Here is a 24,741-nt window from a genome sequence, read left to right on the forward strand (position 1 = left end):
GCTTGCATCATCGCCACATGGGGAAACGCGGGGGTCGGCGCATCGCGCGCCGACCCCCCGCTGCGTGAGGCGTGAGGCGCGTGCCGCTGTCCGCGCCTACGCCTTCCTCCGCTCGACGAGGAAGAACAGCCCTAGGGCGACCATCGCCACCGCGGCCATGATGAGAAACAGGCTCTCGTACCCCACCGCAGGTGCGAGCATGCCGAGGATGACGGGCCCTATGCCCACGCCGATGTCCAAGCAGATGTAGAACGTGGAGTTCGCCAAGCTCAGGCGTGCGTCGGGCGTGGCGCGCACCGCCATGGCGAGCCCGCTCGACTGCACGGTGCCCACGCCGAACCCCAGGAAGAGCGCCGCGAGCAGGATCATCCAGCCGGCGTGCGCAAGCCCCAGCACCACCATGCCGAGCGCGAACGACAGAAACGCCGGCACCATGACGCAGCGCGGGCCCCTGCGGTCGAACGTGCGCCCGGTGAAGGGGCGCGTGACGAACATGATGAGGGCGTACACCACGAAGAAGAAGCTCGCCGCCTGCACGAGCCCGAGGCTCGCGGCGTAGGGCGTGAGGAAGGTGAGCAGGCTCGAGTACCCGAAGAACACGAGCCCGCACACGAGCGAGATGGGCAGCACGGGAAGCTCCAGCACGCGGCTTGCGATCGCCGCCGCCCCGCGCGTCTCGTCCGCGCCCGCCGACTGGGCGCCCGGCTTCGCGCCGGCCGCTGCCGCTGCTGCACCCGCCGCTGCCGCGCCCGCACCCTGCGCGCCCTCCTTCGGCACGCGCAGCGTGAGCGCGCCCAAAAGCGCCGCTGCGGCGGTGGCGGCGGCGAGCACGAACAGCAGGCGGAAGTCAAAGCTCGTCGACACGAAGATGCCGATGCTCGGGCCCACGGCGGAGCCCAGCGTCACCGACAGCATGTAGTAGCCCACGCCCTCGCCCTTGCGCTCGTGCGGCACCAGGGAGGTGACCACGGTCGTGATGGCGGTCGAGCACATGCCGTACGCGATGCCGTGCAGAAGGCGGATGGCGAACAGCACGGGCAGCGCCGCGCCGCTCAAGTACAGGCACGAGAACAGTATCTCGAAGCACGCGCCCGTAACGAGGATGCGCTTGCGCCCGAAGCGCTCGACGATCGCGCCGCTGGCGAAGCGCGCCACGAGCGTGCCGATGATGAAGATGCTCGCGCAGAACGCGGCGAGCGAGGCGGGCGCGGCGTAGGCGTCCATGGCGTAGGTGGTCATGACCACCATGAGCATGTAGTAGTTCACCATGAGCACGAAGTTGACCAGCGTGCCCACGATGAAGTCGCGCGTCCACAGGCGCCCCGCGCAGGGCTGCTCGCTTTCCGGCATCAGCGCGCGCCAGCCTCTTTTGCCACCAGCACTGATACGGGGGAGTCCTTGGTGACCGCGTAGCTCACGCTGCCGAGGTAGCCCTTCACGCCGCCCTTGCCGCGGCTGCCCATGATGATGAGGTCGCAGCCCTCCTCGACGGCGCAGCGCACGATGAGGTCAGCGGGGGAGGTCCCCTTCAGAAGCTTCACGGACGCGGGGTTGCGGGAGACATCGGCGATGCCCTGCAGCTCGCTCTGCACGCGCTCGGCGTCCTCGGCGATGACGCCGTTGATGCCGACCGCCTCGGCGCCCGCCGAGTAGAGCCGCATCACGTGCACGAGCAGAAGCTCGATGCGCTCGCTGGGCTTGGCCACCTCAAGCGCCAGGTCGATCGCCGCGCGCGAGGGCGACGAGCCGTCGTACGCCACCAGTATCTTGTTGCACCACATGGTTCCTCCTTCGAGCCCTTCGAGCCGCCCCTTCGAGCCGCCTGCTCTGGCCCTGCTGCGGCCTGCCCTGGCCCTGCTGCGGGCTTGCCCCGGTCTGCTGCGGGCTTGTCCTCGATCCGCCGCGGGCTTGCCCCGGTCCTCAGCAGGCTTGCGCGGGCCTTCTTGAGGCTATTGTAGCCCCGCAGCTGCGCGCGTGCGGGCCTTTTCGGCGTGGGGCATCCGCCGAAGTCCGCCCGAAACCCGTCCGAACCCGCCCGAAACCCGCCCGAAGCCCGCCGAAGCGCGCCGAAGCCCACCGAACCCGCCCGAAGTGCGCTCAAACATTTCGCGCGGCGCGCGTTTTCCGTTGACCTCGCCTGCGCGAGCGGGTACAATACAACTTCGCGTATCAGAGTGGGCCGTTAGCTCAGCTGGCAGAGCAGGGGACTTTTAATCCCAAGGTCGCGGGTTCGATTCCCTCACGGCCCACCACCTACGCGTGAGGAAGCCCTTGGGGTATCGTCCAACGGCAGGACTCTGGTTTTTGGTACCAGCTATCTAGGTTCGAATCCTGGTACCCCAGCCAGGCTTCTCGGCCCTGCTCAGCGGTTCTTCCGCTTCGCCTGGCGAAGCGGGTGCGGGCCGCGGGGCCTCGCGCTTCCCTTCCCACCGACAAGGCGGTGGCGTCGGCTGCATCGCGCAGCGCGGCGCGCGTACCTGGCGGCTTTCGGGGTCATGCCCGACGAGCTGCGCGGCTTCAGTACCGCAGGCCTGACAAGCAGGTCGTTTTGAAACCAGCAGACGCCGGTTTGTTGGTTTTTTGCGCTCTATGCTTTTTTTCCTTAACAATCACTTGACTTTCTGGTAGCATCTACGGTCGCTGTTTACTGACTACTCGCAAAGAGAGGGCGGCTTTGGCTAAAGAAGACGTAATCGAGCTTGAGGGCACGGTGCTTGAGGCATTGCCGAACGCCATGTTCAAGGTCGAGCTTGAGAATGGGCACAGCATCCTGGCCCACATTTCCGGCAAGATGCGCATGCACTACATCAAGATCCTGCCGGGCGACAAAGTGACCGTCGAGTTGTCCGTATACGACCTGAACCGCGGGCGCATCACCTACCGGTTCAAGTAAGCAGCCGACAAGCAAGCTGAGAAAATTATCGCCAGCGGCTGGGCGTTAATGTATAGAACAAACCGCATAACCGAAAGGAAAGTGATATGAAGGTACGTCCTTCGGTCAAGAAAATGTGCGACAAGTGCAAGATCATCCGACGCCATGGCAAGGTGCTCGTCATCTGCGAGAACCCGCGCCATAAGCAGCGTCAGGGCTAGGAAGAAAGGAAGCAGATAACATGGCACGTCTTGTTGGCGTCGATCTTCCTCGCAATAAGCGCATTGAGATCGCCTTGACCTACATCTACGGCATCGGCCTGACCACCTCGAAGAAGGTTCTCGCCGAGACCGGCATCAACCCCGACACGCGCACCGACGACCTCACCGAAGAGGACCTCGTCAAGCTCCGCGACTACATCCAGACGAACCTCCACGTCGAGGGCGACCTGCATCGCGAGGTTTCCCAGAACGTGAAGCGCCTGATGGAGATCGGCTGCTATCGTGGCCTGCGTCACCGCAAGGGCCTGCCCGTTCGCGGTCAGCGCACGCATACGAACGCGCGCACCCGCAAGGGTCCGCGCAAGCAAATCGGCGGCAAGAAGAAGTAGTGAGGGAGCATCGTGGCTAAGAAAAACGTACGTACGCGCATCAAGCGTTCCGAGCGTAAGAACATTGCCGTGGGCGCTGCTCACATCAAGTCTACGTTCAACAACACCATTGTCAGCATCACCGATCCCCAGGGCAATGTGATCTCCTGGCAGTCCGCCGGCACGGTGGGCTTCAAGGGCTCCCGCAAGTCCACGCCGTTCGCGGCGCAGATGGCTGCGGAGGCCGCTGCCAAGACGGCTATGGAACACGGCCTGCGCAAGGTCTCCGTGTTCGTCAAGGGCCCCGGCTCCGGCCGCGAGACGGCTATCCGCTCTCTGCAGGCTGCCGGCCTTGAGATTGCCAGCATTCAGGATTGCACCCCCATCCCGCACAACGGTTGCCGTCCGCGCAAGCGTCGTCGCGTGTAACTGAAAGGATCGATACTTATGGCTCGTTATACTGGAGCGGACTGCCGTCTGTGCCGTCGCGAGGGGGCGAAGCTCTTCCTGAAGGGCGATCGCTGCTACAGCGAGAAGTGCGCACTCGAGCGCCGCAACTACGCACCGGGCGAGGCCGGCAAGAAGCGCGTGAAGGAAAGCGAATACCGCACCCAGCTGCGTGAGAAGCAGAAGACCAAGCGCATCTACGGCGTGCTCGAGAAGCAGTTCCGCCACTACTACGACATCGCCAACCGCCAGCAGGGCATCACCGGCGAGAACCTGCTCCGCGTGCTCGAGTCCCGCCTCGACAACGTGGTGTACCGCCTCGGCTTCGCGAAGTCTCGCGCTGAGGCCCGCCAGCAGGTCCGCCATGGCCACATCCAGGTGAATGGCCGTCGCGTTGACATCCCGTCCTTCCGCGTCCGCCCGGGCGACCTCGTCGCCGTGGCCCCCAAGGCCCGCGACATGCTCGTCATCAAGAGCGCTCTGATCTCCAACGAGCGCACCCAGGTTCCGGCTTGGCTCGAGGTTGACATCGAGAAGCTGCAGGGCAGCGTCCTCGCTCTTCCGCAGCGCGATCAGATCGATTCCGACATCCGCGAACAGCTTATCGTCGAGCTTTACTCGAAATAACCGCGGCAAAGTAAGGAGGCTACTCACACATGACGGAGTTCATGAGGCCGACTGTTACAACGGAAGAAGTAAACGACACGGTAGCTCGCTACATCGTGGAGCCGCTCGAGCGTGGCTACGGCAACACGTTGGGCAACTCCATGCGCCGCGTGCTGCTGTCCTCCCTGGATGGCGCGAAGGCTACGGCCATCCAGATCGAGGGCGTGCAGCATGAGTTCACGACCGCCGAGGGCGTGATCGAGGACATCACCGACATCGTGCTGAACGTCAAGGGCCTGGTTTTCAGCGCCCTCACTGAGGACGTCGAGGAGGCAACCGCCCACGTGCTGGCCGAGGGCCCCTGCACCGTCACCGGCGCCGACCTCGAGGTTCCCACGGAGTTCACGCTGGTGAACCCCGAGCACGTCATCGCCACGGTTGCTGACGGCGGTCAGCTCGACATGACCATCCGCATCGGCATCGGCCGCGGTTACGTTTCCGCGGAGCGCAACAAGCGCACTGAGGACCCCATCGGCGTCATCCACGTCGACTCGCTGTTCTCGCCCGTGCGCCGCTGCACCATGAACGTGACCGACACGCGCGTTGGTCAGCGCACCGACTACGACAAGCTGGTCCTTGAGGTTGAGACCGACGGCTCCATCGCCCCGACCGAGGCCGTGTGCCGCGCCGCCAACATCATCAACCAGTACATGGGGGCGTTCTTGAGCCTCTCCGATACGACTGACGAGGAGGAGGGCGAGGTTCCCTCCATCTTCGCGCCGGAGGGTCAGGAGACCAACGCCGAGCTCGACAAGCAGATCGAGGACCTGGACCTCTCGGTCCGCTCCTACAACTGCCTGAAGCGCGCGGGCATCCACTCGGTGCGCCAGCTCGTCGAGTTCTCCGAGAACGACCTGCTGAACATCAGAAACTTTGGTGCGAAGTCCATCGAGGAAGTGAAGGACAAGCTCATTTCCATGGACCTCAATTTGAAGCTTTAGGAGACTTAAGATCATGAGACACTACAAGAAGGGGCGCAAGCTGGGCACCGACTGGAGCCACACCAAGGCTATGAAGCGCAGCCTGGTTGCCGCCCTGTTCCTGAACGACCGCATCAAGACGGTCGAATCCCGCGCTAAGGAAATCCGCCCCGACGTTGACAAGATCATCACCTGGGCGAAGCGCGGCGATCTGCACTCCCGTCGTCTGGCCATCGCCTACCTGAACGACAAGGACCTGGTCCGCGAGATCTTCGAGAAGGTCGAGCAGGGCATGTTCAAGGATCGTCCGGGCGGCTACACCCGCATCATGAAGCTCGGCAACCGCAAGGGCGACAACGCCCCCATGGTCATCATGGAGCTCGTGACCGAGCCCGTGAAGTTCAAGGCCGACGCCGAGAAGGCCGAGGAGAAGCCGGCGAAGGCCAAGAAGGCTGCTCCGAAGAAGGTCGAGGAGCCCGCTGAGGAGCCCGAGGCCGAGGAGAAGGCCGTCGAGGCCGAAGAGGCTCCGGCCGAAGAGGCTCCGGCCGAGGAAGCCGCTGAGGCCGAAGCTCCGGCTGAGGAGGCCGCCGAGGCTGAGGCTGAGGCTCCGGCCGAGGAGAAGGCCGAGTAGCTGCTCGCTTTTCTTTCGAGCGCGAACGGCGCCCGCTGGCCCAGCCGCGAGATGGCGAGCGGGATGCTGAGGACTCTATACAACAAAACAGGGGGGCTGCGGACACGTGACGTCCGCGGCCCTCTTTTTTTGCGCAAGCGCACGACAATGGGATAAAATACAGCTTCACCCCGTTTGCCGCATGGTTTGCCGCTGGCTTGCTCGGGGGGGGGCGTCATTCTGTACAATATCTTGGCAACATCGAGGCAACGTGGAGATTGAACATGGTGAACGTACTGATAGTTGAGGATGACTGCGAGCAGGCGCGCATCTTGGAGCGCATGGTCGGCGAGCATCCCGAGAGCGCGACCTTCGCGCTGTCGCACGTCGAGAGCGCCGCGCAGCTGCGCAAGCGCATGGCGCGCGGCAGCTCCGACGCGATGCCGAACATCGTGTTCATGGACATCTGCCTCGATGACGAGGACGGCGTGGAGCTCGTGAGGGAGCTCTTCCCGGAGAGCTCCTCGACGCAGGTGATCTACGCCACGGGCTATATCGAGAACTGCACGCGCGTGTACCAGTCGAGCCACATCTACTTCCTCGTGAAGCCGATCGAGCAGGCTGAGCTGTTCGACGCCATCGACAAGGCGCTGCGCAACCTGGAGGCGGCGCTGTCGCACCCGCTGGCCGTGTCGGTGGGTGGCAACATCATCCGCATCCTCCCCGAGCGCGTCGACTACGTCGAGAGCGATCGCCGCAAGATCCGCATCCACGGCGCCGACGGCGTGGTGGAGACGTACGGATCGCTCGCGCGCATGTCCGAGCTTCTGCCGGCGTCGTTCATGCAGTGCCACAAGAGCTTCCTCGTGAACATGGACAACGTGTCCGAGCTGCGCGCTGACGAGGTGGTGCTGCTCTCCGGCGCCTGCGTGCCGGTGAGCCAGAAGCGCCGCAGGTACGTGAAGGAAGAGCTCCTGTCCCATCTGCGCGCCGGCTTGTAGCGCGTCGCGAGGAAAGGTGCGAGCTGCTTGACGTGGATTGACGTTATCGAGGCGCTGAACATTCTCCCCGTGGAGGTCGTGCTCACCTTCGTCTACACAAAGGTGCTCAACATGCGCAACGTCCCTCTGTTCTGGGTGGTGCGCATGGTCACGAGCATAGGCACCTCGTTCATCCGCTTGGACGTCTCGATGCCCGTCCGCCTGCTCATCGGCCTGGTGGAGTACTTCGCCATACCGTACTTCATGTCGAAGGGGCGCGCAGGCTACCGCATCATCGCCTTGACGGTCCTGTTCATCGCGATGTCGGTGTCCGAGGTGCTCGGCGTGGTCCTGTGGTACGCGCTCACGGGCATGCTGCTGGTGCGCGGGGATGCCCTCGGCGCGCTCATGCCGGAGTTCTGGCTGGTGCGCGTGATGCACCTGCTCCTCGTGGTGCTCCTCCTGGGGGTTGTGAGCGTGGCGCTGCGAAGGTTCTCAGGTGAGGGGCACGAGCACGGGTTCCCCCTCGTGGCCGGCTTGCTCATCACGCAGGTGCTGCTCTTGTCGCTGTGCATCTATGCCATGCAGTTCCTTGGGGGCGAGAAGCTCTTTCTCAGCATGGGGAGCTTGACGCTGAGCCTGGCATGCGTGGTGGTCGACGTGTACCTGATGGTGGTGATCGACAGGTTCGAGCGCCAGCGGCGTGCCGAGGGGCGCGTGCGCATGCTCGAGGAGCAGCTGAGCGCTTACCTGGAGCAGTACCAGCATGTGGCGAAGAGCATCGAGGGCGTGGCGCGCCTGCGCCATGACGTGCGCAACCAGCTGCAGGTGGTCAATGACCTCATCGTGCGCGGCGACCTCGTGCGGGCTCGCGAGATCGTCGAGGCCATGGCGGCCCGCTGCGAGGAGCGCGGCGACGCGCTCGAGAGGAGTGCGGGGCCCGCTGCGGGCGCGAGCGCAGATGCGGTTAGCTCGCAGGTCGCTGGCGAGTGCGGGGGAGACGCGCCCGCAGGCCTGAGGGCGGAGGGCACGCGCTCATGATGACGCGCTTCGTCATAGCCTGCATGGTGGTGCTCATGCTCGCGGTGGTGACGGTGCTGTTCGCGCGCCGCCTGCGCCGCTACTCGCGCCTGCGCTGGTGGGCGAACATGCTCATCCCCGGCATGCAGGTCGTCATCATGTCGTTCCTCCTGGTGTGCTTCATCATGAACGACGTCCCCACGTGGTTCTACGCGCTGGTCGTGGCGTCGGGCGGCCTGTGCGCGGCGGGTGACGTGGTGCTGGTGAAGGCGCTGAACGCATCCGAGGAGAAAGACCTCGTGGAGGAGCGCGAGCGCGTCCTGAGCGAGCAGATGGAGCTGCAGGTCGAGCATCTCGCGCGCCTTGAGGCCGACGCGTCCGACGCGCGCCACGCCAAGGCTGACATCGCCGGGCGCCTCGAGCGGGTGGCGCGCGCTCTCGACGAGCTCGAGGCGGTTGAGGCGGGCGAGGCGCCCGAGGACGTGGTTGCGAACGTGAGGCGGCAGATGAGGAACGCCTCCGCTTGGGTGCGCGTGCGGCCGAGCTCGTGCGGGCACCCGGTGGTCGACGCGCTGCTCGACTCGAAGCTGGAGCTGTGCGCCCAGCAGGACATTCGCACGGAGCTTGCGCTGCAGGTTCCGTATGACCTGGCGGTGCAGAACGTCGATCTGTGCGCCGTATTCTCCAACGTGATGGACAACGCCATCGCGGCCTGCGCGCAGGTGACGCCCGCCTCGAGGCGCTTCATCACCATGAAGGCGCGCGTGGCGGGCGGGTTCTTCATGCTCGAGGTGTCGAACAGCTGCCGAAGCGCGGCCGAGGAGATCGCTGACGCGAAGGCGGCGGTGGGCGAGCCGGCGAAGGCGGATGCGGCGGGCGAGCTGGCGAGCGCTGGAGACTCTGCGAGTGCGAGCGGCCCTGCGGGTGCGGACGAGTGCGCGCCCTCTCGTCCCGCACCCGACCCCCGTGCGCCCTTCCGCGAGCACGGGTGGGGCACCATCATCCTCGGCGCCATCGCCGAGCGCTACGACGGCACGTTCGAGGCCAAGCGCACGGGGCGCGAGTTCCGCACGCTCGTGGCGCTCAAGGTGGCGAGCTAGCGCCTCGCCGCACGCGGTGCGCGATGGGCGCGGAGCGCGCGTTCGTGAACGTGTCGTTCGCCGCGCATCCGCCCCGCTGCGCACGCGGGCGCGATGTGGCATACTGCTCGCATGCAGACGCACATGCCAGCCAGCCCGGCGGGCTCATCGCCCGTCCACCGCCTCGACGCGCGCGCGAAGGTCGCGATCCTCGCGGCGTACTCAGCCGCGCTCTTCTTCGTCGACACCTGGGCGGGCATGGCCTGCATGGCGGCTCTGCTCGCGGTCGTGCTGATCGCGGCGCGCCTGCCACCCTCGCGCGTGCTGCGCCTCGGCGCCCCCGCCTTCGCGCTCGCGGCGCTCTCCGTGCTGTTCAACTTCGCCGACCCGCTGCGCGGCTGCTTTCTCGGCGCGCGCATCGTGGCGCTCGTGCTCGCCAGCTTCGCGGTGAGCCTCACGTCGACCTCTACCGAGCTTGCAAACGCGCTCGCGAGCCTTCTGCGCCCCGCGCGCCGCCTCGGCCTGCCCGCAGACGACGTTGCCGCCGCATGCTCGGTCGCCCTGCGCTTTATCCCGCTTATGTACGAGGAGCTCATCCGCGTGCGCGACGCCCAGTGGTCACGCGGCGCGGCGTTCGACGGCGGCCTCGCGGCGCGCCTGCGCGCTTGGGGCGGCGTGTTCGTGCCGGTGCTCGTGGGGCTGTTCCGCCGCGCCGACGTGCTCGCGCAGGCCATGGATGCGCGCTGCTACGGCGCGGGCCCGCGCACTGCCCTCTCCCCGCGCCGCCTTACCGCGCGCAGCGCCATCGTGCTCGCAGGGGGGTGCGCCCTGTGCGCTCTGCTCGCGGTCGTGCTATGATCTTGCCTGCAAGGAAGCATCCGTTGTCTGCTAGGAGGCACACATGAGCGTCATCATCGACGTGTACGGGCGCGAGATCCTCGACTCGCGCGGGAACCCCACGGTTGAAGTCGAGGTCGTCTTGGAGGACGGCGCATTCGGCCGCGCGGCCGTGCCCTCGGGAGCATCGACCGGCGCGTTCGAAGCTGTTGAGCTGCGCGACTGCGACAAGGGCCGCTACATGGGCAAGGGCACGCAGGACGCGGTCGCCCATGTGAACGAGGAGATCGCCGAGGCGCTCCTGGGCCTCGAGGCCGATGACCAGCGCGCGGTCGACGACGCCATGATCGAGGTGGACGGCACCGAGAACAAGGGCGCCCTGGGCGCGAACGCCATCCTGGGCGCGAGCCTGGCCGTGGCGCGCGCGGCGGCCGAGTCGGCCGACCTGCCGCTGTACAAGTACGTGGGCGGCGTGAACGCGCACATCCTCCCCACGCCCATGATGAACATTCTGAACGGCGGCGTGCACGCCGACAACAACGTGGACTTCCAGGAGTTCATGATCATGCCGGTGGGCGCTGCCACGTTCGCCGAGGCGCTGCGCTGGTGCGCTGAGATCTACCACACGCTGAAGAAGGTCCTGCATGACGCGGGCCTTGGCGGCGGCGTGGGCGACGAGGGCGGCTTCGCCCCCAACCTCAAGACCAACGAGGAGCCGCTCAAGTACATCGTCGAGGCGTGCGAGAAGGCCGGCTACAAGCCCGGCACCGACATCATGTTCGCCATGGACCCGGCTTCCACCGAGTTCTACAACGCCGAGACCGGCAAGTACGTCCTGGCGGGCGAGGGCCGCGAGCTCACGAGCGCCGAGATGGTGGACTACTGGGAGGCCCTGGTGGAGAAGTACCCGATCATCTCCATCGAGGACGGCATGGCTGAGGAGGACTGGGACGGCTGGAAGATGCTCACCGACCGCATCGGCGACAAGGTGCAGCTCGTGGGCGACGACCTGTTCGTCACCAACTCCAAGCGCCTGGCCAAGGGCATCGAGCTGGGCTGCGCGAACGCCATCCTCATCAAGGTGAACCAGATCGGAAGCCTCACCGAGACGCTCGAGGCCATCGAGATGGCGAAGCAGGCGGGCTACGCGTGCGTGATGAGCCACCGCTCCGGCGAGACGGAGGACACCACCATCGCCGATTTGTCCGTGGCGTGCAACACCGGCCAGATCAAGACCGGCGCGCCCTGCCGCAGCGACCGCGTGGCGAAGTACAACCAGCTCATCCGCATCGAGGAGCAGCTTGACAGCCAGGCCGTCTACGCTGGCATGAACGCCTTCTACAACATCAACCGCTAGCCAGCCGAGAGGCTTGCGGTTGAGAAGCGCGAGCCGAGAAGCACGGCCGAGAGACAAGCGGTCAGCCAAGCGCCCTCCCGCCGGGAGGGCGCTTGCGCGTCCGGCGCCCATGGTCCCGCGCTTCGGCAGCAGGTGCCCGCGGTTTTCGTGCTTCGGCGATGGGTTCTCGCAGTGCTCGTTGCAGCCAAGGACGGCTGCCCCGTGGGTGCCTCCTGCTTCCCTGCGCCTTCGGGAACAGGTACAACGGGCGCCTGCAGGTGCCGTACGCGGGGCGCCTGTGTTCTTTGTAAGGGAGAGCGCATGGGAGCGGGCATCTTGTGCTACCCTGTCGAGCGGTAGAAATCGCGGGGCGCACAGCCCCGCCCCACATATGCGGGGCTGTGCCCTGCGCGAGCCTTTACGGAGGATCCGATGAAAATTCTGGGAATGGGCGTGCCCGAGCTTCTTATCATTCTCGTGGTCATCCTGCTTATCTTCGGCCCGAAGAACCTTCCGAAGCTTGGCAGCGCGCTGGGCAAGACGGTGAAGAACCTGCGCGAAGGCATGGGCGCGGGCGAGAAGGAGGTCGAGGAGGCCGCTGACGACGAGGTCATCGAAGTCGTCGAGGAGGAGCCTGCTCAGAAGAAGGTCACCAAGAAGGTTGTGAAGAAGAAGCCCGAGTAGGGCAGGTTACGCGCGCCGGGCTGCCTTGCGCGGCCGGGCGCTTCCATAGCGGATTTGTGGCACGCTTGTCAGCTCAAGCGTGCTGCTTTGTTAGAAGGGGACGCAAGTCAATGGCAGACAGCAACTACATCCTTACCCAGGAAGGCCGTGAGAAGCTCGAGGACGAGCTCCACTACCTCGAGACCGAGAAGCGCGCCGAGATCGGCGAGCGCATCAAGGTGGCGCGCGAGTTCGGCGACATCTCCGAGAACTCCGAGTACGACGACGCGAAGAACGAGCAGGGCATGATGGAGGCGCGCATCGCCGAGATCAGCCGCATCCTGTCCGAGGCCACCGTGGTGAACACGCCGAAGCGCTCGAGCAAGGTGAACATCGGCTCCACCGTCACGGTCGACATGAACGGCCGCGAGCGCGTCTTCAGCATCGTAGGCGGCGCGGAGAGCGACGTGGCTGCCGGCAAGATCTCCAACGAGTCGCCGGTGGGCGCGGCGCTTCTGGGCCACAAGAAGGGCGACCACATCGAGACCACCGGCCCGACCGGCCGCGAGATCACGATGGAGATCCTGAAGATCGAACACTAATGCGGTCCGCCGTCGCTCGTGCGACGGCGGAACTGGCCGACGCTGCGAAGGGCTGGGGCACCCCGCCTTGCCGCTCCAAGCTTTCGTCGCGTACGAAGTACGCTTCCTCAAGCTTTCACGGCAATGCGGGGCACCTCAGCCCTTCTCGCTGACGTTACGAACTACCTGTGATACGAGACAAGGATTCACATGACCGAGAACAACAAGACCCCCGAGGTCATCGAAGACGACCCCATCGAGGTGCGCCGCGCCAAGCGCGCCGCGCTCATCGCGGCGGGGGAGGACCCCTACGGGCACGCCTTCGCCTACTCGCACCACGTGGCGCAGCTGAACGAGCTGTACGCGCACCTCGAGGACGGCGACTCCACCGAGGACGCCGTCGACGTGGCCGGCCGCGTCATGGCCAAGCGCGTGCAGGGCAAGATCGCGTTTCTGGAGCTGCAGGACGCCACCGACACCATCCAGCTGTTCTGCCGCATCAACGCGCTCGGCGAAGACGCCTTCGCGCGCTGCAAGGACCTCGACGTGGGCGACTGGATCGGCGTGCACGGCACCATGATGCGCACGAGGCGCGGCCAGCTGTCCGTGGCGGCGGAGTCCTTCGAGCTGCTCAGCAAGAGCCTGCGGCCCCTGCCCGAGAAGTTCCACGGCCTGACCGACAAGGAGACGCGCTATCGCCAGCGCTATGTTGACCTGGTGGTCAACCCCGAGGTGCGCAGCGTGTTCGAGAAGCGCTTCAAGATCGTGTCGGCCATCCGCCGCTACATGGAGGACCAGGGCTTCTACGAGGTCGAGACGCCGTTTCTGCACCCGATCATCGGCGGCGCGAACGCCAAGCCCTTCACCACGCACTTCAACGCGCTCGACCGCGACTACTACTTGCGCATCGCCACCGAGCTGCCCCTGAAGCGCCTGCTCGTGGGCGGCTTCGAGAAGGTGTTCGAGATCGGGCGCCAGTTCCGCAACGAGGGCATGGACCCGTACCACAACCCCGAGTTCACCACCATGGAGGCCTACCAGGCGTTCTCCGACCTGAACGGCATGATGGACCTCACGCAGGGCTACATCCAGGCGGCGGCGCTGGCGGCGTGCGGCACGCTGCAGATCACCTACCAGGGCACGGAGATCGACCTGTCGGGCGAGTGGCGCCGCGCGTCCATGATCGAGCTGGCGAGCGAGGGCGCGGACGAGGACGTGAGCTTCGACCGCACGCGCGAGGAGCTCGCGGCCATCCTGGAGCGAAACGGCGGGCACGCGGAGGACGCGTGGGGCAAGGGCAAGCTCATCGCCGAGATCTTCGAGGCCGTGGCCGAGAGCAAGCTCGTGCAGCCCACCTTCGTGATCGACCATCCGCTCGAGGTGAGCCCGCTGGCGAAGAAGAAGGCGGACAACCCCGAGCTCACGCAGCGCTTCGAGCTGTTCATCTGCGGGCACGAGTACGCCAACGCCTTCACCGAGCTCAACGACCCGGTTGACCAGGCCGAGCGCTTCCGCGCGCAGGTTGAGGCGAAGGACATGGGCGACGACGAGGCCATGGGCTTCGACCACGACTACATTCGCGCGCTCGAGTACGGCATGCCGCCGGCCGGCGGCGTGGGCGTGGGCATCGACCGCCTGGTCATGCTGCTCGCCGACGCGCCGACCATTAGGGATGTCCTGCTCTTCCCGCATATGCGGGAAGAGCAGGACGCGCCCTCTCGGGCGCCTATTTAGTGCGCAACAAGCCAGAGGGCTTGTTGCGTCCCGCATATGAAAGATGAGGCGCCAGCTGGCGGGACGGCGAAGCCTGCGGCCGCCGACGCAAAGCTCTGCTAACTGCCAGCGCCAACTCAGACTGCCAAGCCGCGATTCGTTGCTCTATCTGCCGATCGCCGATAACGACGCTTTTCCATCCACCCCTCAAGCAATTCTGGATGAAATGGGGCCGTTATCGGTAATTTTTTGAGAAAAGTGGCTGGAGAAGGCGCGTTGTCGGTGGTTTTCGGGGCTTGAGGCACCGATAACGGACATTTTCCATCCAGCTTTTTCAAGTTGTGGATGCAAAGAAGGCGTTGTCGGTGTTGGCATAAAAAAGAGAAAAAGAGAAGGCCCCGCGGGGGGCCTTCTCTTGTGTCTGGAGGAGCACGTTGCACGTGCCGCGCATATGCCCATGTTGCCTGCGTGCGCGTCTGCTACGGGGAAGCGCACGCAGGGAGCGCACGTTGCACGGGCGCGCAGGGGCGGCAGCGCGCTTACGGGGCGGGCAGTGCACTTACGCCTGGGCGACCTCCGCCTCCGGGTCGATGACCTTCGCGGGGCCGAGGTCCTTCACGCTCTTGCCGACGGTCTTCTTCAGCACGATGAGGGTGCCCAAGGTGAGCACGACGCCGATCGGCAGGCAGATGAACGCGTTCTGCACGAAGCCCGCGATCACGAACATCACGAACGAGATGGCCGCCATGGTGATCACGTAGGGCAGCTGCGTGGACACATGGTCGACGTGCTCCATGTTCGCGCCGGCCGATGCCATGACGGTGGTGTCTGAGATGGGCGAGCAGTGGTCGCCTGCGACGGCGCCCGCCAGACAGGCGGAGATGCCGATGATGAGCAGCGTCGGGTCGTTCGAGAAGATGGGCATCACGATGGGGATCAGGATGCCGAACGTGCCCCAGCTCGTGCCCGTGGAGAAGCCGAGGAACACGGCGACCAGGAAGATCACGGCGGGCAGCAGGTTGAACAGGCCCGGAGCCGCGCCCTCCATGAGGCCGGCCACGAACACGTCGGCGCCGAGCAGGCCGGTCATGTTCTTGAGCGACACGGCGAAGGTGAGCACGAGGATCGCGGGCACCATGGCGTTGAAGCCGCTCACGAAGGAGTCAGACGCCTCGCGCAGCGTGAGCAGGCGGCGCGCCAGGAAGTACAGGAAGGCGAACGTGATCGCGATCAGCGAGCCCCACGGCAGGGCCACGAAGGCGTCGGTGTTGCCGAACGCGTCGATGATGCTGCCGGCGGTCTCGCCGCCGAAGAAGCCGCCCACGTAGAGCATGCCGCCGATGCAGCATATGATGAGCACGATGATGGGCACGAGCATGTCCCACAGGCTCGCGCGGGTGTTCTTCACGGCCACGTCGCCGCCGAGCGAGCCGAGCTTGCCGTTCTTGTAGGCCTCGATCTCGGCCTTGGCCATCGGGCCGTAGTCGAAGTTGAGGAAGATGAGGCCGACCACGAACACGATCATGAGCAGCGAGTAGAAGTTGAACGGGATGGCGTTGATGAACAGCTCGATGCCGTTGACGTTGAGGTCGGAGGCCACGCCGGAGACGGCGGCCGCCCACGAGGACACGGGCGCGATCATGCAGATGGGCGCCGCGGTGGCGTCGATGATGAACGCCAGCTTCGCGCGTGAGACGTTCTTCGAGTCAGTCAGCGGGCGCATGACCGAGCCGACCGTCAGGCAGTTGAAGTAGTCGTCCACGAAGATGAGCACGCCGAGTGCGAACGCCGCGATCTGCGTGCCGACGCGCGACGTCACGTGCGTGGCGGCCCACTGGCCGAACGCGCTGGCGCCGCCGGCCTTGTTCACGAGGGCCACCATCATGCCGAGGAGGACTAGGAAGATGAAGATGCCCGCGTTGTCGGCCACGGCGGGGATCATGCCGTCGTTGACGATGGCGTCGAGCGTGGCGACGGGGTCGAACCCGGCGACCAGCAAGGCGCCCATGAGTATGCCGACGAACAGCGACACATAGACTTCCTTGGTTGCCAGGGCGAGCACGATGGCGACGAGGGCCGGTACCAACGCCCAGGCGGTGTTGACAAATTCCACTTCCATTCCTTTCCGTGGAAAGCCTCGCCATGGTTGGGCGTCACAGAGGGCTGGCGCTCGACCACGGCAGCTCTCCGCTTTACGCGACAGTGCGCGGCATGTTCTGCCGCGCCCCAGGTCCATGCGGTTTCGAGCGCCCGCACGGCCTTCGGCAGCCCACCCTTTCGCCTTGACGTTGCTCGACGTGCCTCCAAGGCTACTGATGAAGGCTGCTCCTCTGCCATGAACTTGATGCTTATCTTACCAAAGATATGTATATTTTATGCCATGCTTGCATGAAAGGGGCAATAAACCTTGCTCATGCGCATTCTATGGCGGGGGCGTAACATATGAGCTTGCTTTGGCACTCGGTTGGCAGGAGTGCTAAGATGGCCTAGACACACGAAAGGCGCGCCACGGTAGGCGCGCATGCAGGAAACGAGGCAACACCAATGTCATTCGAGAAATTCACGGACAAGGCGCGCAAGGTGCTTGTCCTGGCTCAGGATGAGGCGCGGGCCTTGCACCAGCCCTACGTGGGCACCGAGCACATCTTGCTGGGGCTCATCCAAGAGAAGGACGGCCTGGCCGCCCAGGCGCTCGCGCGCCTGAACGTCACCTACGACGGGGTGGTGCAAGCCATCCGCCAGGTGGTCACCATCGACGAGTCGGCCGACGTGTCGGGGCACCTCTCGTTCACGCCGCGCGTGAAGCGCGTGCTGGAGAACTCGCTGCGCGAGGCTATGCAGATGGGGCAGTCCTACATCTCCACCGAGCATTTGTTGCTCGGCATCGTGCGCGAGGGTGAGGGTACCGCGCTCGAGGTCATGGGGCGCATGGGCGTCACGGGCGACGACGTGCGCGGCGCGCTCAACGACCTCGTGGGCCAGAGCGCCGTCTACGCGGGCCGCACGGGCTTCGAGCCGGCGGGCGGCAGCTCCGACAGCATGCTCAAGGAGTTCGGCACCGACCTCACCAAGAAGGCGCGGGACGGCCAGCTCGACCCGGTCATCGGGCGCGCGGCCGAGATCGAGCGTGTCATGCAGATTCTCTCGCGCCGCCAGAAGAACAACCCGCTCATCCTGGGCGAGCCCGGCGTGGGCAAGACCGCCATCGCCGAGGGCCTCGCGCAGCTCATCGTGGCCAACCAGGTGCCCGACCTTCTGCGCAACAAGCGCCTCGTCACGCTTGACGTGAGCGCGCTCGTGGCGGGCTCGAAGTACCGCGGCGAGTTCGAGGACCGCCTGAAGAAGGTCATCAAGGAGGTCATGGACGCGGGCGACGTGCTGCTGTTCATCGACGAGATCCACACCATCATCGGCGCGGGCTCGGCGGAGGGCTCCATCGACGCGGCCGCCATCTTAAAGCCGCCGCTGTCGCGCGGGGAGATCCAGATCATCGGCGCCACCACGCTCGAGGAGTACCGCAAGCACCTCGAGAAGGACTCCGCGCTCGAGCGCCGGTTCCAGCCGCTCACGGTCAACGAGCCCAACGAGGAGCAGGCCGTGCGCATCATGGAGGGCCTGCGTGACCGTTACGAGGCACATCACCAGGTGCATTTCACCGACGAGGCGCTGCAGGCCGCCGTGTCGCTGTCGAACCGCTACATCCAGGACCGCTACCTGCCCGACAAGGCCATCGACGTGCTCGACGAGGCGGGCGCGCGCATGCGCATCCGCAACATGACGCTGCCCAAGGAGCTGCGCGAGCTCGACGACGAGCTGCGCCGCATCCGCGCCGACAAAGACCGCGCGATCGGCGAGCAGGACTTCGAGCGCGCCGCCCAGCTGCGCGACGAGGAGACTCAGGTGAGGGCGAAGCGCGAGGAGGCCGAGAAGCAGTGGCAGGAGGACTCCTCGAAGAGCGTCCAGCAGATCACCGTGGAGGATATCGCCGACGTGGTGTCGATGTCCACGGGCGTGCCGGTGTCGAGCCTCACCGAGGCCGAGACCGAGAAGCTCCTGCGCATGGAGGGCGTCCTGCACGAGCGCGTGATCGGGCAGGACGAGGCCGTCACGGCGCTGTCGAAGGCCATCCGCCGCTCGCGCAGCGGGCTGAAGGACCCGAAGCGCCCCGCCGGCTCGTTCATCTTCCTGGGCCCGTCGGGCGTGGGCAAGACCGAGCTCTCCAAGGCGCTCGCCGAGTTTTTGTTCAACTCCGAGGACGCGCTGTTGTCGTTCGACATGTCCGAGTACATGGAGAAGCACAGCGTGTCGCGCCTGGTGGGAAGCCCTCCGGGCTACGTGGGCTTCGACGAGGGCGGCCAGCTCACCAAGGCCGTGCGCCAGCGCCCCTACTCGGTGGTGCTGTTCGACGAGATCGAGAAGGCGCATCCCGACGTGTTCAACATCCTGCTCCAGATCCTGGAGGAGGGGCGCCTCACCGACGCGCAGGGCCGCACGGTCGACTTCCGCAACACGGTCATCATCATGACGTCGAACGTGGGCGCGCGCGACATCGCGCAGACCACCACGCTCGGGTTCTCGGCCTCCGGCAAGGAGGGGCTGTCCGACAAGGAGATCAGAAGCCGCGTGATGTCGGAGATGAAGAAGCTGTTCAGGCCCGAGTTTTTGAACCGCATCGACGAGATCATCGTGTTCAAGAGCCTCACCGCCGAGGAGATCGGGCAGATCGTCGAGCTCATGGTGTCCGACCTGCGCGACCGCATGATCGCCCAGAACATGTCGATCAACCTGAGCGAGGCCGCGCGCACGCTCATCGCCAAGGAGGGCACCGACGTGGCCTTCGGCGCGCGCCCGCTGCGCCGCGCCATCCAGCGCCTGCTGGAGGATCCGCTCTCCGAGCAGATCCTGGAGGGCCGCTGGACGAGCGGCTCGGTGGTGGACGTGGACGCGGAAGGCGAGGGGGAGGACGCTCACCTGGTGTTCAACCAGGGCTTCGGGGCCATTCCGGCGCCGCGCAAGCGCGACTCCATCGCGCGTGAGGCGGAGCTTCTGCTCACGAACTTCGACCTGGGGCATGCCGGCGGCGCCGGCGGCCGCCCCGTCCCCGCAGGCAGCCTCACCGACGGCGCCAGCGACTAGGGGACGGCGCCTGGCATAGCGCCGCTGCCCCGGCTATCCCAGAGGAAGGACCGCGCAAGCCCGCGGTCCTTCTTTTTTCCCATGGGCTGCCTGCTCCCTTCGCGCTGAGGTGGGTTTTCTCGTATACTGGGAGCATTGTGTTTTGAGGACGAGGGGAGTTTTCATGTCCAGGACGATCGATCCCATCTATGAGCCGGAGGCGCTGCGCGCGCCTGACTTCGCGGTGGAGGAGCTTGACTTCGACGCGCTCAGCCAGACGACGCTGACCCTGAAGGGCAAGGTTGACAAGAAACCCCAGACGGCGGCTATCATCCTGGCAGGCGGCACAGGCGAGCGCTTCGGCAAGGAGGGCGGCAAGCAGCTCGTGGAGATCGCGGGCAAGCCCATCCTCACGTGGTCGGCCGAGGCGTTCGACGCTGTGGGCGACGTGGGGCTCATCGTCATCGTGTGCCCGCAGGAGCGCGCTGACGAGTACCTTAAGCGCGCCATCGACCCGTTCCCCTTCGTAACGCCGGTGGTGATGGCGCCCGCGGGCTCCATCCGCCAGGAGTCGGCGTTCTCGGGGCTCGAGTACGTGGGCGAGGAGTTCGAGTACGTGGTCCTGCACGACGGCGCCCGCCCGCTCATCTCGCCCGACCTCATCCTGCACACCATCAACACCGTGAAGGGCAACTTCGACGCCGACGGGGCCGTGGTGGCGCACCCGGCGGTCGACACGCTCAAGGTGGTGGAGGACGGCGTGATCATGGGCACGCCTGACCGCAGCGTGTTCTGGAATGCGCAGACGCCGCAGGTGTTCCGCACGGGCATCTACCGCCGCGCGCATGCGAGCGCGCTGTCCGACGGCTTCGTGGGCACCGACGACTCGGCGCTCATCGAGCGCCTCGGCGGGCGCGTGCTGGTGGTCGAGGGCAAGCGCGACAACATCAAGCTCACCGTGCCGGAGGACTACGCGATCTTGGCCTCGGCGGTGCGCGCGTTCATGCTGAAGGGCGTCGAGTGATGGCCGCGGCTGACCTTCGCGCCGCCGACCTGCGCGCCCTGCGCATGGGTCTCGGCATGGACGTCCACGCGTTCGCCGAGGGCCGCAGGCTCATCTTGGGCGGCGTGGACATCCCGCACGAGAAGGGCCTGCTCGGCCACTCCGACGCCGACGTGCTCGCGCATGCGGTGGCCGATGCGCTGCTCGGCGCCATCCGCGGGGGCGACATCGGCAAGCTCTTCCCCGACACCGACCCGGCCTACAAGGACGCCGACTCGCTCAAGCTCCTGGCGGCGGTGGCGGACCACGTGCGCGCTCAGGGCTTCGAGATCCTCGACGTGGACAGCGTGGTGGCGTGCCAGGCGCCGAAGCTCTCGCCGCATCGCGAGGCCATGCGCGAGAACCTCGCCCGCGCCATGGGCGTGGACGCAGAGAACGTGGGCGTGAAGGCCACCACCACCGAGTGGCTCGGCTACGAGGGCCGCGAGGAGGGCATAACCGCCTACGCCACCTGCCTGGTGGCGCGACAGTAGGCCGTGCGCGCCGCGCGCCGCCGTGCGCCGCCGTGTGGGCTTCGGCGTGCGAGTGGCGTGCGAGTTAGAGCCGCCAGAGGCGCACGAGCTCGATGTCGTCTCGCTCCGCGTGGTCTTGGACTACGTAACGGCGCAGATAGGGTATGTTGAACATGAGCTTCCCCCGGCCTGCTGCCACGATGACTCCCTCGCGGAGCAGGTTCTGCCGTGCTCGGCTCAGCTGCGAGGTGCTTTTCCCGAGCCGCTCGGCGACCTTCGCCGACTTCGCCACATGGCTCTCGTCGACGCTCTCTGCCATTGCGCGAAGGTAGTCTCGCTCGGCGGGCGCCAAGGCGTCCACGATGGGCGCGAGCGCTCGCCTCTCGTAAGCGGCGAGCGCGAAGGGCGCCGATTCCGCGACGTCGTTGTCGGTGACGTCGTATCGCCTGTCCGAGACGCGCTCGTTGACGTATGCGATGAGGTAGTAGCCGAGAAGCTGCATGACGTAGGGATGGCCGAGGCTCTTAGCTTGGAGCGACAGCAGCGCCTCCTCCTGCGCGGAAAGCCCTTTGACGTCGCCGATCGCCTCCCTGAAAGCATCGCTGACCTCCCCCGGCGTGAGCAGCCCGAGCTTCTCGTGGACCGAGCGCCTCATATAGGTGCACCCCTCGTAGTGGATGATCTGGTCATGCGCATAGGGAAGGCCGGCGATGGCGAGCGCCACGTCATGTCCCTTTCGCGACGCCATTTGGAATGCGCCGCAAATTGCCGCCATGTCATCGGACGCGACCTTCTGGACTTCGTCGATGGAGACGAAGATGCCCTTGCGTTCCTTCTCGCAGGCTTCGATGAACAGGATCTCGAGGTCGGAAGCGCTATAGCGCGTCGTGCTCGACACCGATCCGCCCTTGAGCCTTCCGCCCGTTCCCCAGAGGCTGACCTCGAGCTCGGGTTCGAGGGTCTTGGTGGTTTCGTCGTGGCGCACGAGCTGGCGCACGAGCGTGTCGACGGGGCTCTCGGAGTTGACGTCGACGGTTTTCCACTCGGCGGCGCGCGCCCTGAGCGATAGCTGCTCGAGCAGGGCCGTCTTTCCGCACCCGCGGCTTCCCGTGATGAACAGCACGCGATCTTCGCTCCCGCGGTCGATGAGCGCGGCGTCGAACCGGGTGAGGATGCTTTTCCTCCCGAAGAAGAAGTCAGGCTTGCCGCCGAAGATGGGGGTGAAGGGATTCTTGAACATGCGCGCCTCTTCCGATCTCTGTTCTGGGCTGTTCGCTTGGCGTTGCCGATGCTGCCCATGAAGCATCGTGTGCTCTAGGTTGCATCTTAATATGCAAATTATGCGTGGTGAATAGATTTATACGTTTTATGCAAATTATGCAAACCTGTTTTGAATATGCGAATGAGCAAGGCGGATGGCTCCTGCTTGCGGGTGCTGTTCGGCAGCCTCTTGCGCATGCGAGGCTCGCCGCCTTGCGTTTTTCGGAGGCAGCGGCCGTTCTCGCGCTGCTTCCCTCGTCGTGGGTCTTCCCGTGCTACAATTTCGCCATTCGCTTACTACGAGGAGAACCTGACCATGATCAAGCTCTACGATACCAAGCTGCGCCGCAAGGTGGACTTCGAGCCCATCGAGGAGGGGCACGTGCGCATGTACGTGTGCGGCCCCACGGTGTACAACCGCATCCACATCGGCAACGCGCGCACGTTCATCGCCTTCGACACCATCCGCCGCTACCTCGAGTGGCGCGGCTTCGAGGTCACCTTCGTGCAGAACGTGACCGACGTCGACGACAAGATCATCAAGCGCGCCAACGAGGAGGGCCGCACGGCCGCCGATGTTGCCGCCGAGTACACTGAGGCGTTCATCGCCGACATGCACGCGGCGGGCGTGGAGGACCCCACGGTGCGCCCGAAGGCCACCGAGGAGATCGACACCATGATCGAGCTCGTGAGCGAGCTCGTCGCGGGCGGGCACGCCTACGAGGTCGAGGGCGACGTGTACTTCGCCGTGCGCTCGTATCCCGGCTACGGGGCGCTGTCGGGCCGCAACGTCGACGAGATGGAGGGCGGCCACCGCGAGCTGCGCGCCGACGGGCAGGGGCTCGAGGACCGCAAGCGCGACCCGCTCGACTTCGCGCTGTGGAAGGCGGCCAAACCCGGCGAGCCGTCGTGGGAGAGCCCGTGGGGGCCGGGGCGCCCGGGCTGGCACATCGAGTGCTCGGCTATGTCGCACAAGTACCTGGGGCTGCCGTTCGACATCCACGGCGGCGGCGCCGACCTGGTGTTCCCGCACCACGAGAACGAGCGCGCCCAGTCCGAGGCGGCGTACGGCTGCTCGTTTGCGAACCACTGGATGCATTCGGGCATGCTGCAGGTGGCCAACGCCGAGACGGGCGAGGCGGAGAAGATGAGCAAGTCGCTCAACAACTTCCTGCTGCTGCACGAGGCGCTCGACCTGGTGCGCCCCGAGGCGCTGCGCATGCTCACGCTGCAGACGCACTACCGCAGCCCGCTCGTGTTCGGCGACGCGCGCCTGGCCGAGGCCGAGGCTGCGCTCACGCGCATCGAGAACGCGGTGCGCAACATGGACTGGCAGCTGGACAACGCCGTGGCGGACGCCGATGCGGGCTCCGGTGCCGGTGCTGGTGCCGATGCTGGTGCGCTCGACGTGGCGGCGCTCGAGGCGGCCGAGGCGGCGGCGCGCGCGGCGTTCACGGCGTCGATGGATGACGACTTCAACGCGCCTGAGGCGCTCGGCGCCGTGTTCGGCCTGGTGGGCGAGGCGAACGCAGCGTTGGGCAACGCCACGGTGAGCGCGGCTGACGTTGATGGCGTGCGGCGCGTGCGCGACACGGTGGTCGAGCTCATGGGCGTGCTCGGCGTCGACGTGACGAAGGCCGTCGAGGCGGATGTGGCTGCGGCGTATCCGGCCGAGGTGGTGACGCTCGCGGCCGACTTGGCGGGCTTCGCGGGCGCCGACGCGGTCGAGGCGGTGGAGGCGCTGCTTGAGGCCCGCGCGGCGGCGCGCAAGGAGAAGAACTGGGCGCTCGCCGACGGCGTGCGCGACGGCCTGGTCGGCCTGGGCTTCGTGATCGAGGACACGCCGCAGGGCGCGCGCGTCACGTACGCGGGGTAACGCGCGGGGCGGCACCGAGTGCCGGTGCTGGTGCCAGCGCGCCAGCCGCGTCCAAGGCGTGCCAGCCGTGCTGGGGGCGCCCCAGTCACGCTGGGCGCCCCCTCCCTTTTCGCTGCCTTTCGTTGACGGCCCGCCCTCTGGCTGAGGGCGGGCCGTTTTCCGTCCTTCACATGCCTCCTCTACACTGGGAGTCTGAATCAAGATGACGTGGCGCCTCGGCGCCTGGTGCGAAGGAGGTTGCCTTATGAGAAGCAGCGAGACATCACGGGCGAAGGCGCGCGCGGCGTCGTCGGGCGCGGCGCGGTGGCTGCGCGGGGTGCGCCGCTACCTGACGCCTTCGATGGCGGCCATGTGGGTCGCGTATGCGGTCATGGTGCTGTGCAACGGGCTCTTCGAGGCGCTGCGCCTCGGCGGCACCACCTCGAGCGAGATGTCGAACCAGGTGTTCGCGTGGTTCACGCCCGCGGGCTACGTGTTCGCCATCTGGGGTGCCATCTACCTGGCGCTGTTCGCGTGGCTCGCGTACGCTACGTGGGGCACGAGCCCGGCGACGCGCGCGGGCCGCGCGAGCCGCGGCGGGCGCGTCGGACGCGCCGGGCGTGCGGGCCGGGACGGGGCGGCCGGCGCGCGGGGAGTCCCGGGCGGCCGCAGCGCAACCGCCC

23 protein-coding genes, 2 tRNA genes, 1 pseudogene and 1 riboswitch are annotated in these 24,741 nt (G+C 66.2%); of the genes and pseudogenes, 22 read left to right on the plus strand and 4 right to left on the minus strand.

What is annotated here, in order from left to right:
• Window positions 1–96: 96 nt before the first annotated feature.
• Both G7Y50_RS08660 and G7Y50_RS08665 read right to left on the minus strand, forming a co-directional pair.
• The gene (locus G7Y50_RS08660) at window positions 97–1,350 is read right to left on the minus strand and encodes an MFS transporter (RefSeq protein ID WP_165052927.1); all 1,254 of its coding nucleotides are present in this window, start codon (window positions 1,348–1,350) and stop codon (window positions 97–99) included.
• A complete protein-coding gene (locus tag G7Y50_RS08665) occupies window positions 1,350–1,781 on the minus strand; it encodes a universal stress protein (RefSeq protein WP_165052922.1) in 432 nt (143 codons plus the stop codon). Before G7Y50_RS08665 ends, G7Y50_RS08660 begins: the two co-directional genes overlap by 1 nt.
• Window positions 1,782–2,176: 395 nt before the next feature.
• On the opposite strand from G7Y50_RS08665, the gene G7Y50_RS08670 reads away from it, so the two are divergent.
• The 17 genes from G7Y50_RS08670 (at window position 2,177) to lysS (ending at window position 14,334) form a co-directional block, all read left to right on the plus strand.
• Window positions 2,177–2,252: transfer RNA gene (locus G7Y50_RS08670), tRNA-Lys, on the plus strand.
• Between the two features lie 20 nt (window positions 2,253–2,272).
• Window positions 2,273–2,346 (plus strand) — tRNA-Gln (locus G7Y50_RS08675).
• Between the two features lie 328 nt (window positions 2,347–2,674).
• Window positions 2,675–2,893, plus strand: a complete 219-nt coding sequence (infA, locus tag G7Y50_RS08680; RefSeq protein WP_165052919.1) for a translation initiation factor IF-1 — start codon at window positions 2,675–2,677, stop codon at window positions 2,891–2,893.
• 86 nt (window positions 2,894–2,979) lie between these two features.
• A complete protein-coding gene (gene rpmJ, locus G7Y50_RS08685; protein ID WP_006363204.1) occupies window positions 2,980–3,093 on the plus strand; it encodes a 50S ribosomal protein L36 in 114 nt (37 codons plus the stop codon).
• A gap of 20 nt (window positions 3,094–3,113) precedes the next feature.
• Window positions 3,114–3,482 carry a 30S ribosomal protein S13 gene (gene rpsM, locus G7Y50_RS08690; RefSeq protein ID WP_165052916.1) on the plus strand — a complete coding sequence of 123 codons (369 nt, stop codon included), beginning with the start codon at window positions 3,114–3,116 and terminating at the stop codon, window positions 3,480–3,482.
• Window positions 3,483–3,491: 9 nt separating this feature from the next.
• Complete coding sequence (gene rpsK, locus G7Y50_RS08695) at window positions 3,492–3,890, plus strand: 30S ribosomal protein S11 (protein ID WP_172135866.1); 399 nt, start codon at window positions 3,492–3,494, stop codon at window positions 3,888–3,890.
• A gap of 18 nt (window positions 3,891–3,908) precedes the next feature.
• Window positions 3,909–4,535 carry a 30S ribosomal protein S4 gene (gene rpsD, locus G7Y50_RS08700; RefSeq protein ID WP_165052877.1) on the plus strand — a complete coding sequence of 209 codons (627 nt, stop codon included), beginning with the start codon at window positions 3,909–3,911 and terminating at the stop codon, window positions 4,533–4,535.
• Window positions 4,536–4,564: 29 nt separating this feature from the next.
• The gene (locus G7Y50_RS08705; RefSeq protein WP_165052860.1) at window positions 4,565–5,515 is read left to right on the plus strand and encodes a DNA-directed RNA polymerase subunit alpha; all 951 of its coding nucleotides are present in this window, start codon (window positions 4,565–4,567) and stop codon (window positions 5,513–5,515) included.
• Between the two features lie 13 nt (window positions 5,516–5,528).
• Window positions 5,529–6,125 carry a 50S ribosomal protein L17 gene (gene rplQ / locus G7Y50_RS08710; RefSeq protein WP_165052856.1) on the plus strand — a complete coding sequence of 199 codons (597 nt, stop codon included), beginning with the start codon at window positions 5,529–5,531 and terminating at the stop codon, window positions 6,123–6,125.
• Between the two features lie 263 nt (window positions 6,126–6,388).
• On the plus strand, window positions 6,389–7,105 hold the full coding sequence (locus tag G7Y50_RS08715; protein ID WP_165052851.1) for a LytTR family DNA-binding domain-containing protein: 717 nt from the start codon (window positions 6,389–6,391) through the stop codon (window positions 7,103–7,105).
• A gap of 27 nt (window positions 7,106–7,132) precedes the next feature.
• Entirely contained in the window at window positions 7,133–8,125 is a 993-nt protein-coding gene (locus G7Y50_RS08720; protein ID WP_165052848.1) for a hypothetical protein, read from the plus strand.
• A complete protein-coding gene (locus G7Y50_RS08725) occupies window positions 8,122–9,204 on the plus strand; it encodes a GHKL domain-containing protein (RefSeq protein ID WP_165052845.1) in 1,083 nt (360 codons plus the stop codon). Before G7Y50_RS08720 ends, G7Y50_RS08725 begins: the two co-directional genes overlap by 4 nt.
• Window positions 9,205–9,327: 123 nt before the next feature.
• Window positions 9,328–10,041, plus strand: coding sequence for an energy-coupling factor transporter transmembrane protein EcfT (locus G7Y50_RS08730; protein ID WP_241159511.1), 714 nt, complete (start codon window positions 9,328–9,330; stop codon window positions 10,039–10,041).
• A 43-nt stretch (window positions 10,042–10,084) separates the two neighbouring features.
• Entirely contained in the window at window positions 10,085–11,377 is a 1,293-nt protein-coding gene (gene eno / locus G7Y50_RS08735) for a phosphopyruvate hydratase (RefSeq protein WP_165052839.1), read from the plus strand.
• Window positions 11,378–11,788: 411 nt separating this feature from the next.
• Complete coding sequence (gene tatA / locus G7Y50_RS08740) at window positions 11,789–12,040, plus strand: twin-arginine translocase TatA/TatE family subunit (protein WP_165052836.1); 252 nt, start codon at window positions 11,789–11,791, stop codon at window positions 12,038–12,040.
• Between the two features lie 110 nt (window positions 12,041–12,150).
• A complete protein-coding gene (gene greA / locus G7Y50_RS08745; RefSeq protein ID WP_165052833.1) occupies window positions 12,151–12,621 on the plus strand; it encodes a transcription elongation factor GreA in 471 nt (156 codons plus the stop codon).
• 189 nt (window positions 12,622–12,810) lie between these two features.
• Window positions 12,811–14,334: a lysine--tRNA ligase gene (gene lysS / locus G7Y50_RS08750; RefSeq protein ID WP_165052830.1), complete on the plus strand. Its 1,524-nt coding sequence runs from the start codon at window positions 12,811–12,813 to the stop codon at window positions 14,332–14,334.
• A gap of 538 nt (window positions 14,335–14,872) precedes the next feature.
• Here lysS and G7Y50_RS08755 read toward each other — a convergent pair.
• On the minus strand, window positions 14,873–16,426 hold the full coding sequence (locus tag G7Y50_RS08755) for a Na+/H+ antiporter NhaC family protein (RefSeq protein ID WP_165052827.1): 1,554 nt from the start codon (window positions 16,424–16,426) through the stop codon (window positions 14,873–14,875).
• 59 nt (window positions 16,427–16,485) lie between these two features.
• Window positions 16,486–16,654: riboswitch (Lysine riboswitch) on the minus strand.
• Window positions 16,655–16,857: 203 nt separating this feature from the next.
• Here G7Y50_RS08755 and G7Y50_RS08760 point away from each other — a divergent pair.
• The 3 genes from G7Y50_RS08760 to ispF all read left to right on the plus strand — a co-directional run bounded on the left by G7Y50_RS08760 (window position 16,858) and on the right by ispF (window position 20,964).
• Entirely contained in the window at window positions 16,858–19,449 is a 2,592-nt protein-coding gene (locus G7Y50_RS08760; protein ID WP_165052824.1) for an ATP-dependent Clp protease ATP-binding subunit, read from the plus strand.
• 163 nt (window positions 19,450–19,612) lie between these two features.
• Window positions 19,613–20,452, plus strand: a complete 840-nt coding sequence (ispD, locus tag G7Y50_RS08765) for a 2-C-methyl-D-erythritol 4-phosphate cytidylyltransferase (RefSeq protein ID WP_165052821.1) — start codon at window positions 19,613–19,615, stop codon at window positions 20,450–20,452.
• Window positions 20,452–20,964, plus strand: a complete 513-nt coding sequence (ispF, locus tag G7Y50_RS08770) for a 2-C-methyl-D-erythritol 2,4-cyclodiphosphate synthase (protein ID WP_165052818.1) — start codon at window positions 20,452–20,454, stop codon at window positions 20,962–20,964. The genes ispD and ispF overlap by 1 nt, the downstream gene beginning before the upstream one ends.
• A 64-nt stretch (window positions 20,965–21,028) precedes the next feature.
• On the opposite strand, the gene G7Y50_RS08775 is transcribed toward ispF, so the two are convergent.
• Window positions 21,029–22,183, minus strand: coding sequence for an ATP-binding protein (locus G7Y50_RS08775; RefSeq protein WP_165052815.1), 1,155 nt, complete (start codon window positions 22,181–22,183; stop codon window positions 21,029–21,031).
• A gap of 336 nt (window positions 22,184–22,519) precedes the next feature.
• Here G7Y50_RS08775 and cysS point away from each other — a divergent pair, with 336 nt between their 5' ends.
• Both cysS and G7Y50_RS08785 read left to right on the plus strand, forming a co-directional pair.
• Window positions 22,520–24,079, plus strand: coding sequence for a cysteine--tRNA ligase (cysS, locus tag G7Y50_RS08780; protein ID WP_165052812.1), 1,560 nt, complete (start codon window positions 22,520–22,522; stop codon window positions 24,077–24,079).
• Window positions 24,080–24,323: 244 nt separating this feature from the next.
• Window positions 24,324–24,741 (plus strand): annotated as a pseudogene (locus tag G7Y50_RS08785) (hypothetical protein); the annotation flags it as partial.

The sequence above is a fragment of the Adlercreutzia sp. ZJ176 genome, from assembly GCF_011038975.1.
Taxonomy (GTDB): domain Bacteria; phylum Actinomycetota; class Coriobacteriia; order Coriobacteriales; family Eggerthellaceae; genus CAAEEV01.

Excerpts from the sequence above, each read along its gene's own strand:
- G7Y50_RS08715 (WP_165052851.1), top strand. The coding sequence starts at position 6,389 with ATGGTGAACGTACTGATAGTTGAGGATGACTGCGAGCAGGCGCGCATC.
- ispD (WP_165052821.1), top strand. The coding sequence starts at position 19,613 with ATGTCCAGGACGATCGATCCCATCTATGAGCCGGAGGCGCTGCGCGCG.
- G7Y50_RS08665 (WP_165052922.1), bottom strand. The coding sequence starts at position 1,781 with ATGTGGTGCAACAAGATACTGGTGGCGTACGACGGCTCGTCGCCCTCG.
- tatA (WP_165052836.1), top strand. The coding sequence starts at position 11,789 with ATGAAAATTCTGGGAATGGGCGTGCCCGAGCTTCTTATCATTCTCGTG.
- G7Y50_RS08660 (WP_165052927.1), bottom strand. The coding sequence starts at position 1,350 with ATGCCGGAAAGCGAGCAGCCCTGCGCGGGGCGCCTGTGGACGCGCGAC.
- rpsM (WP_165052916.1), top strand. The coding sequence starts at position 3,114 with ATGGCACGTCTTGTTGGCGTCGATCTTCCTCGCAATAAGCGCATTGAG.
- G7Y50_RS08725 (WP_165052845.1), top strand. The coding sequence starts at position 8,122 with ATGATGACGCGCTTCGTCATAGCCTGCATGGTGGTGCTCATGCTCGCG.
- G7Y50_RS08760 (WP_165052824.1), top strand. The coding sequence starts at position 16,858 with ATGTCATTCGAGAAATTCACGGACAAGGCGCGCAAGGTGCTTGTCCTG.
- rpmJ (WP_006363204.1), top strand. The coding sequence starts at position 2,980 with ATGAAGGTACGTCCTTCGGTCAAGAAAATGTGCGACAAGTGCAAGATC.
- rpsD (WP_165052877.1), top strand. The coding sequence starts at position 3,909 with ATGGCTCGTTATACTGGAGCGGACTGCCGTCTGTGCCGTCGCGAGGGG.
- rplQ (WP_165052856.1), top strand. The coding sequence starts at position 5,529 with ATGAGACACTACAAGAAGGGGCGCAAGCTGGGCACCGACTGGAGCCAC.
- lysS (WP_165052830.1), top strand. The coding sequence starts at position 12,811 with ATGACCGAGAACAACAAGACCCCCGAGGTCATCGAAGACGACCCCATC.
- G7Y50_RS08730 (WP_241159511.1), top strand. The coding sequence starts at position 9,328 with ATGCCAGCCAGCCCGGCGGGCTCATCGCCCGTCCACCGCCTCGACGCG.
- greA (WP_165052833.1), top strand. The coding sequence starts at position 12,151 with ATGGCAGACAGCAACTACATCCTTACCCAGGAAGGCCGTGAGAAGCTC.
- cysS (WP_165052812.1), top strand. The coding sequence starts at position 22,520 with ATGATCAAGCTCTACGATACCAAGCTGCGCCGCAAGGTGGACTTCGAG.
- G7Y50_RS08705 (WP_165052860.1), top strand. The coding sequence starts at position 4,565 with ATGACGGAGTTCATGAGGCCGACTGTTACAACGGAAGAAGTAAACGAC.
- eno (WP_165052839.1), top strand. The coding sequence starts at position 10,085 with ATGAGCGTCATCATCGACGTGTACGGGCGCGAGATCCTCGACTCGCGC.
- G7Y50_RS08775 (WP_165052815.1), bottom strand. The coding sequence starts at position 22,183 with ATGTTCAAGAATCCCTTCACCCCCATCTTCGGCGGCAAGCCTGACTTC.
- ispF (WP_165052818.1), top strand. The coding sequence starts at position 20,452 with ATGGCCGCGGCTGACCTTCGCGCCGCCGACCTGCGCGCCCTGCGCATG.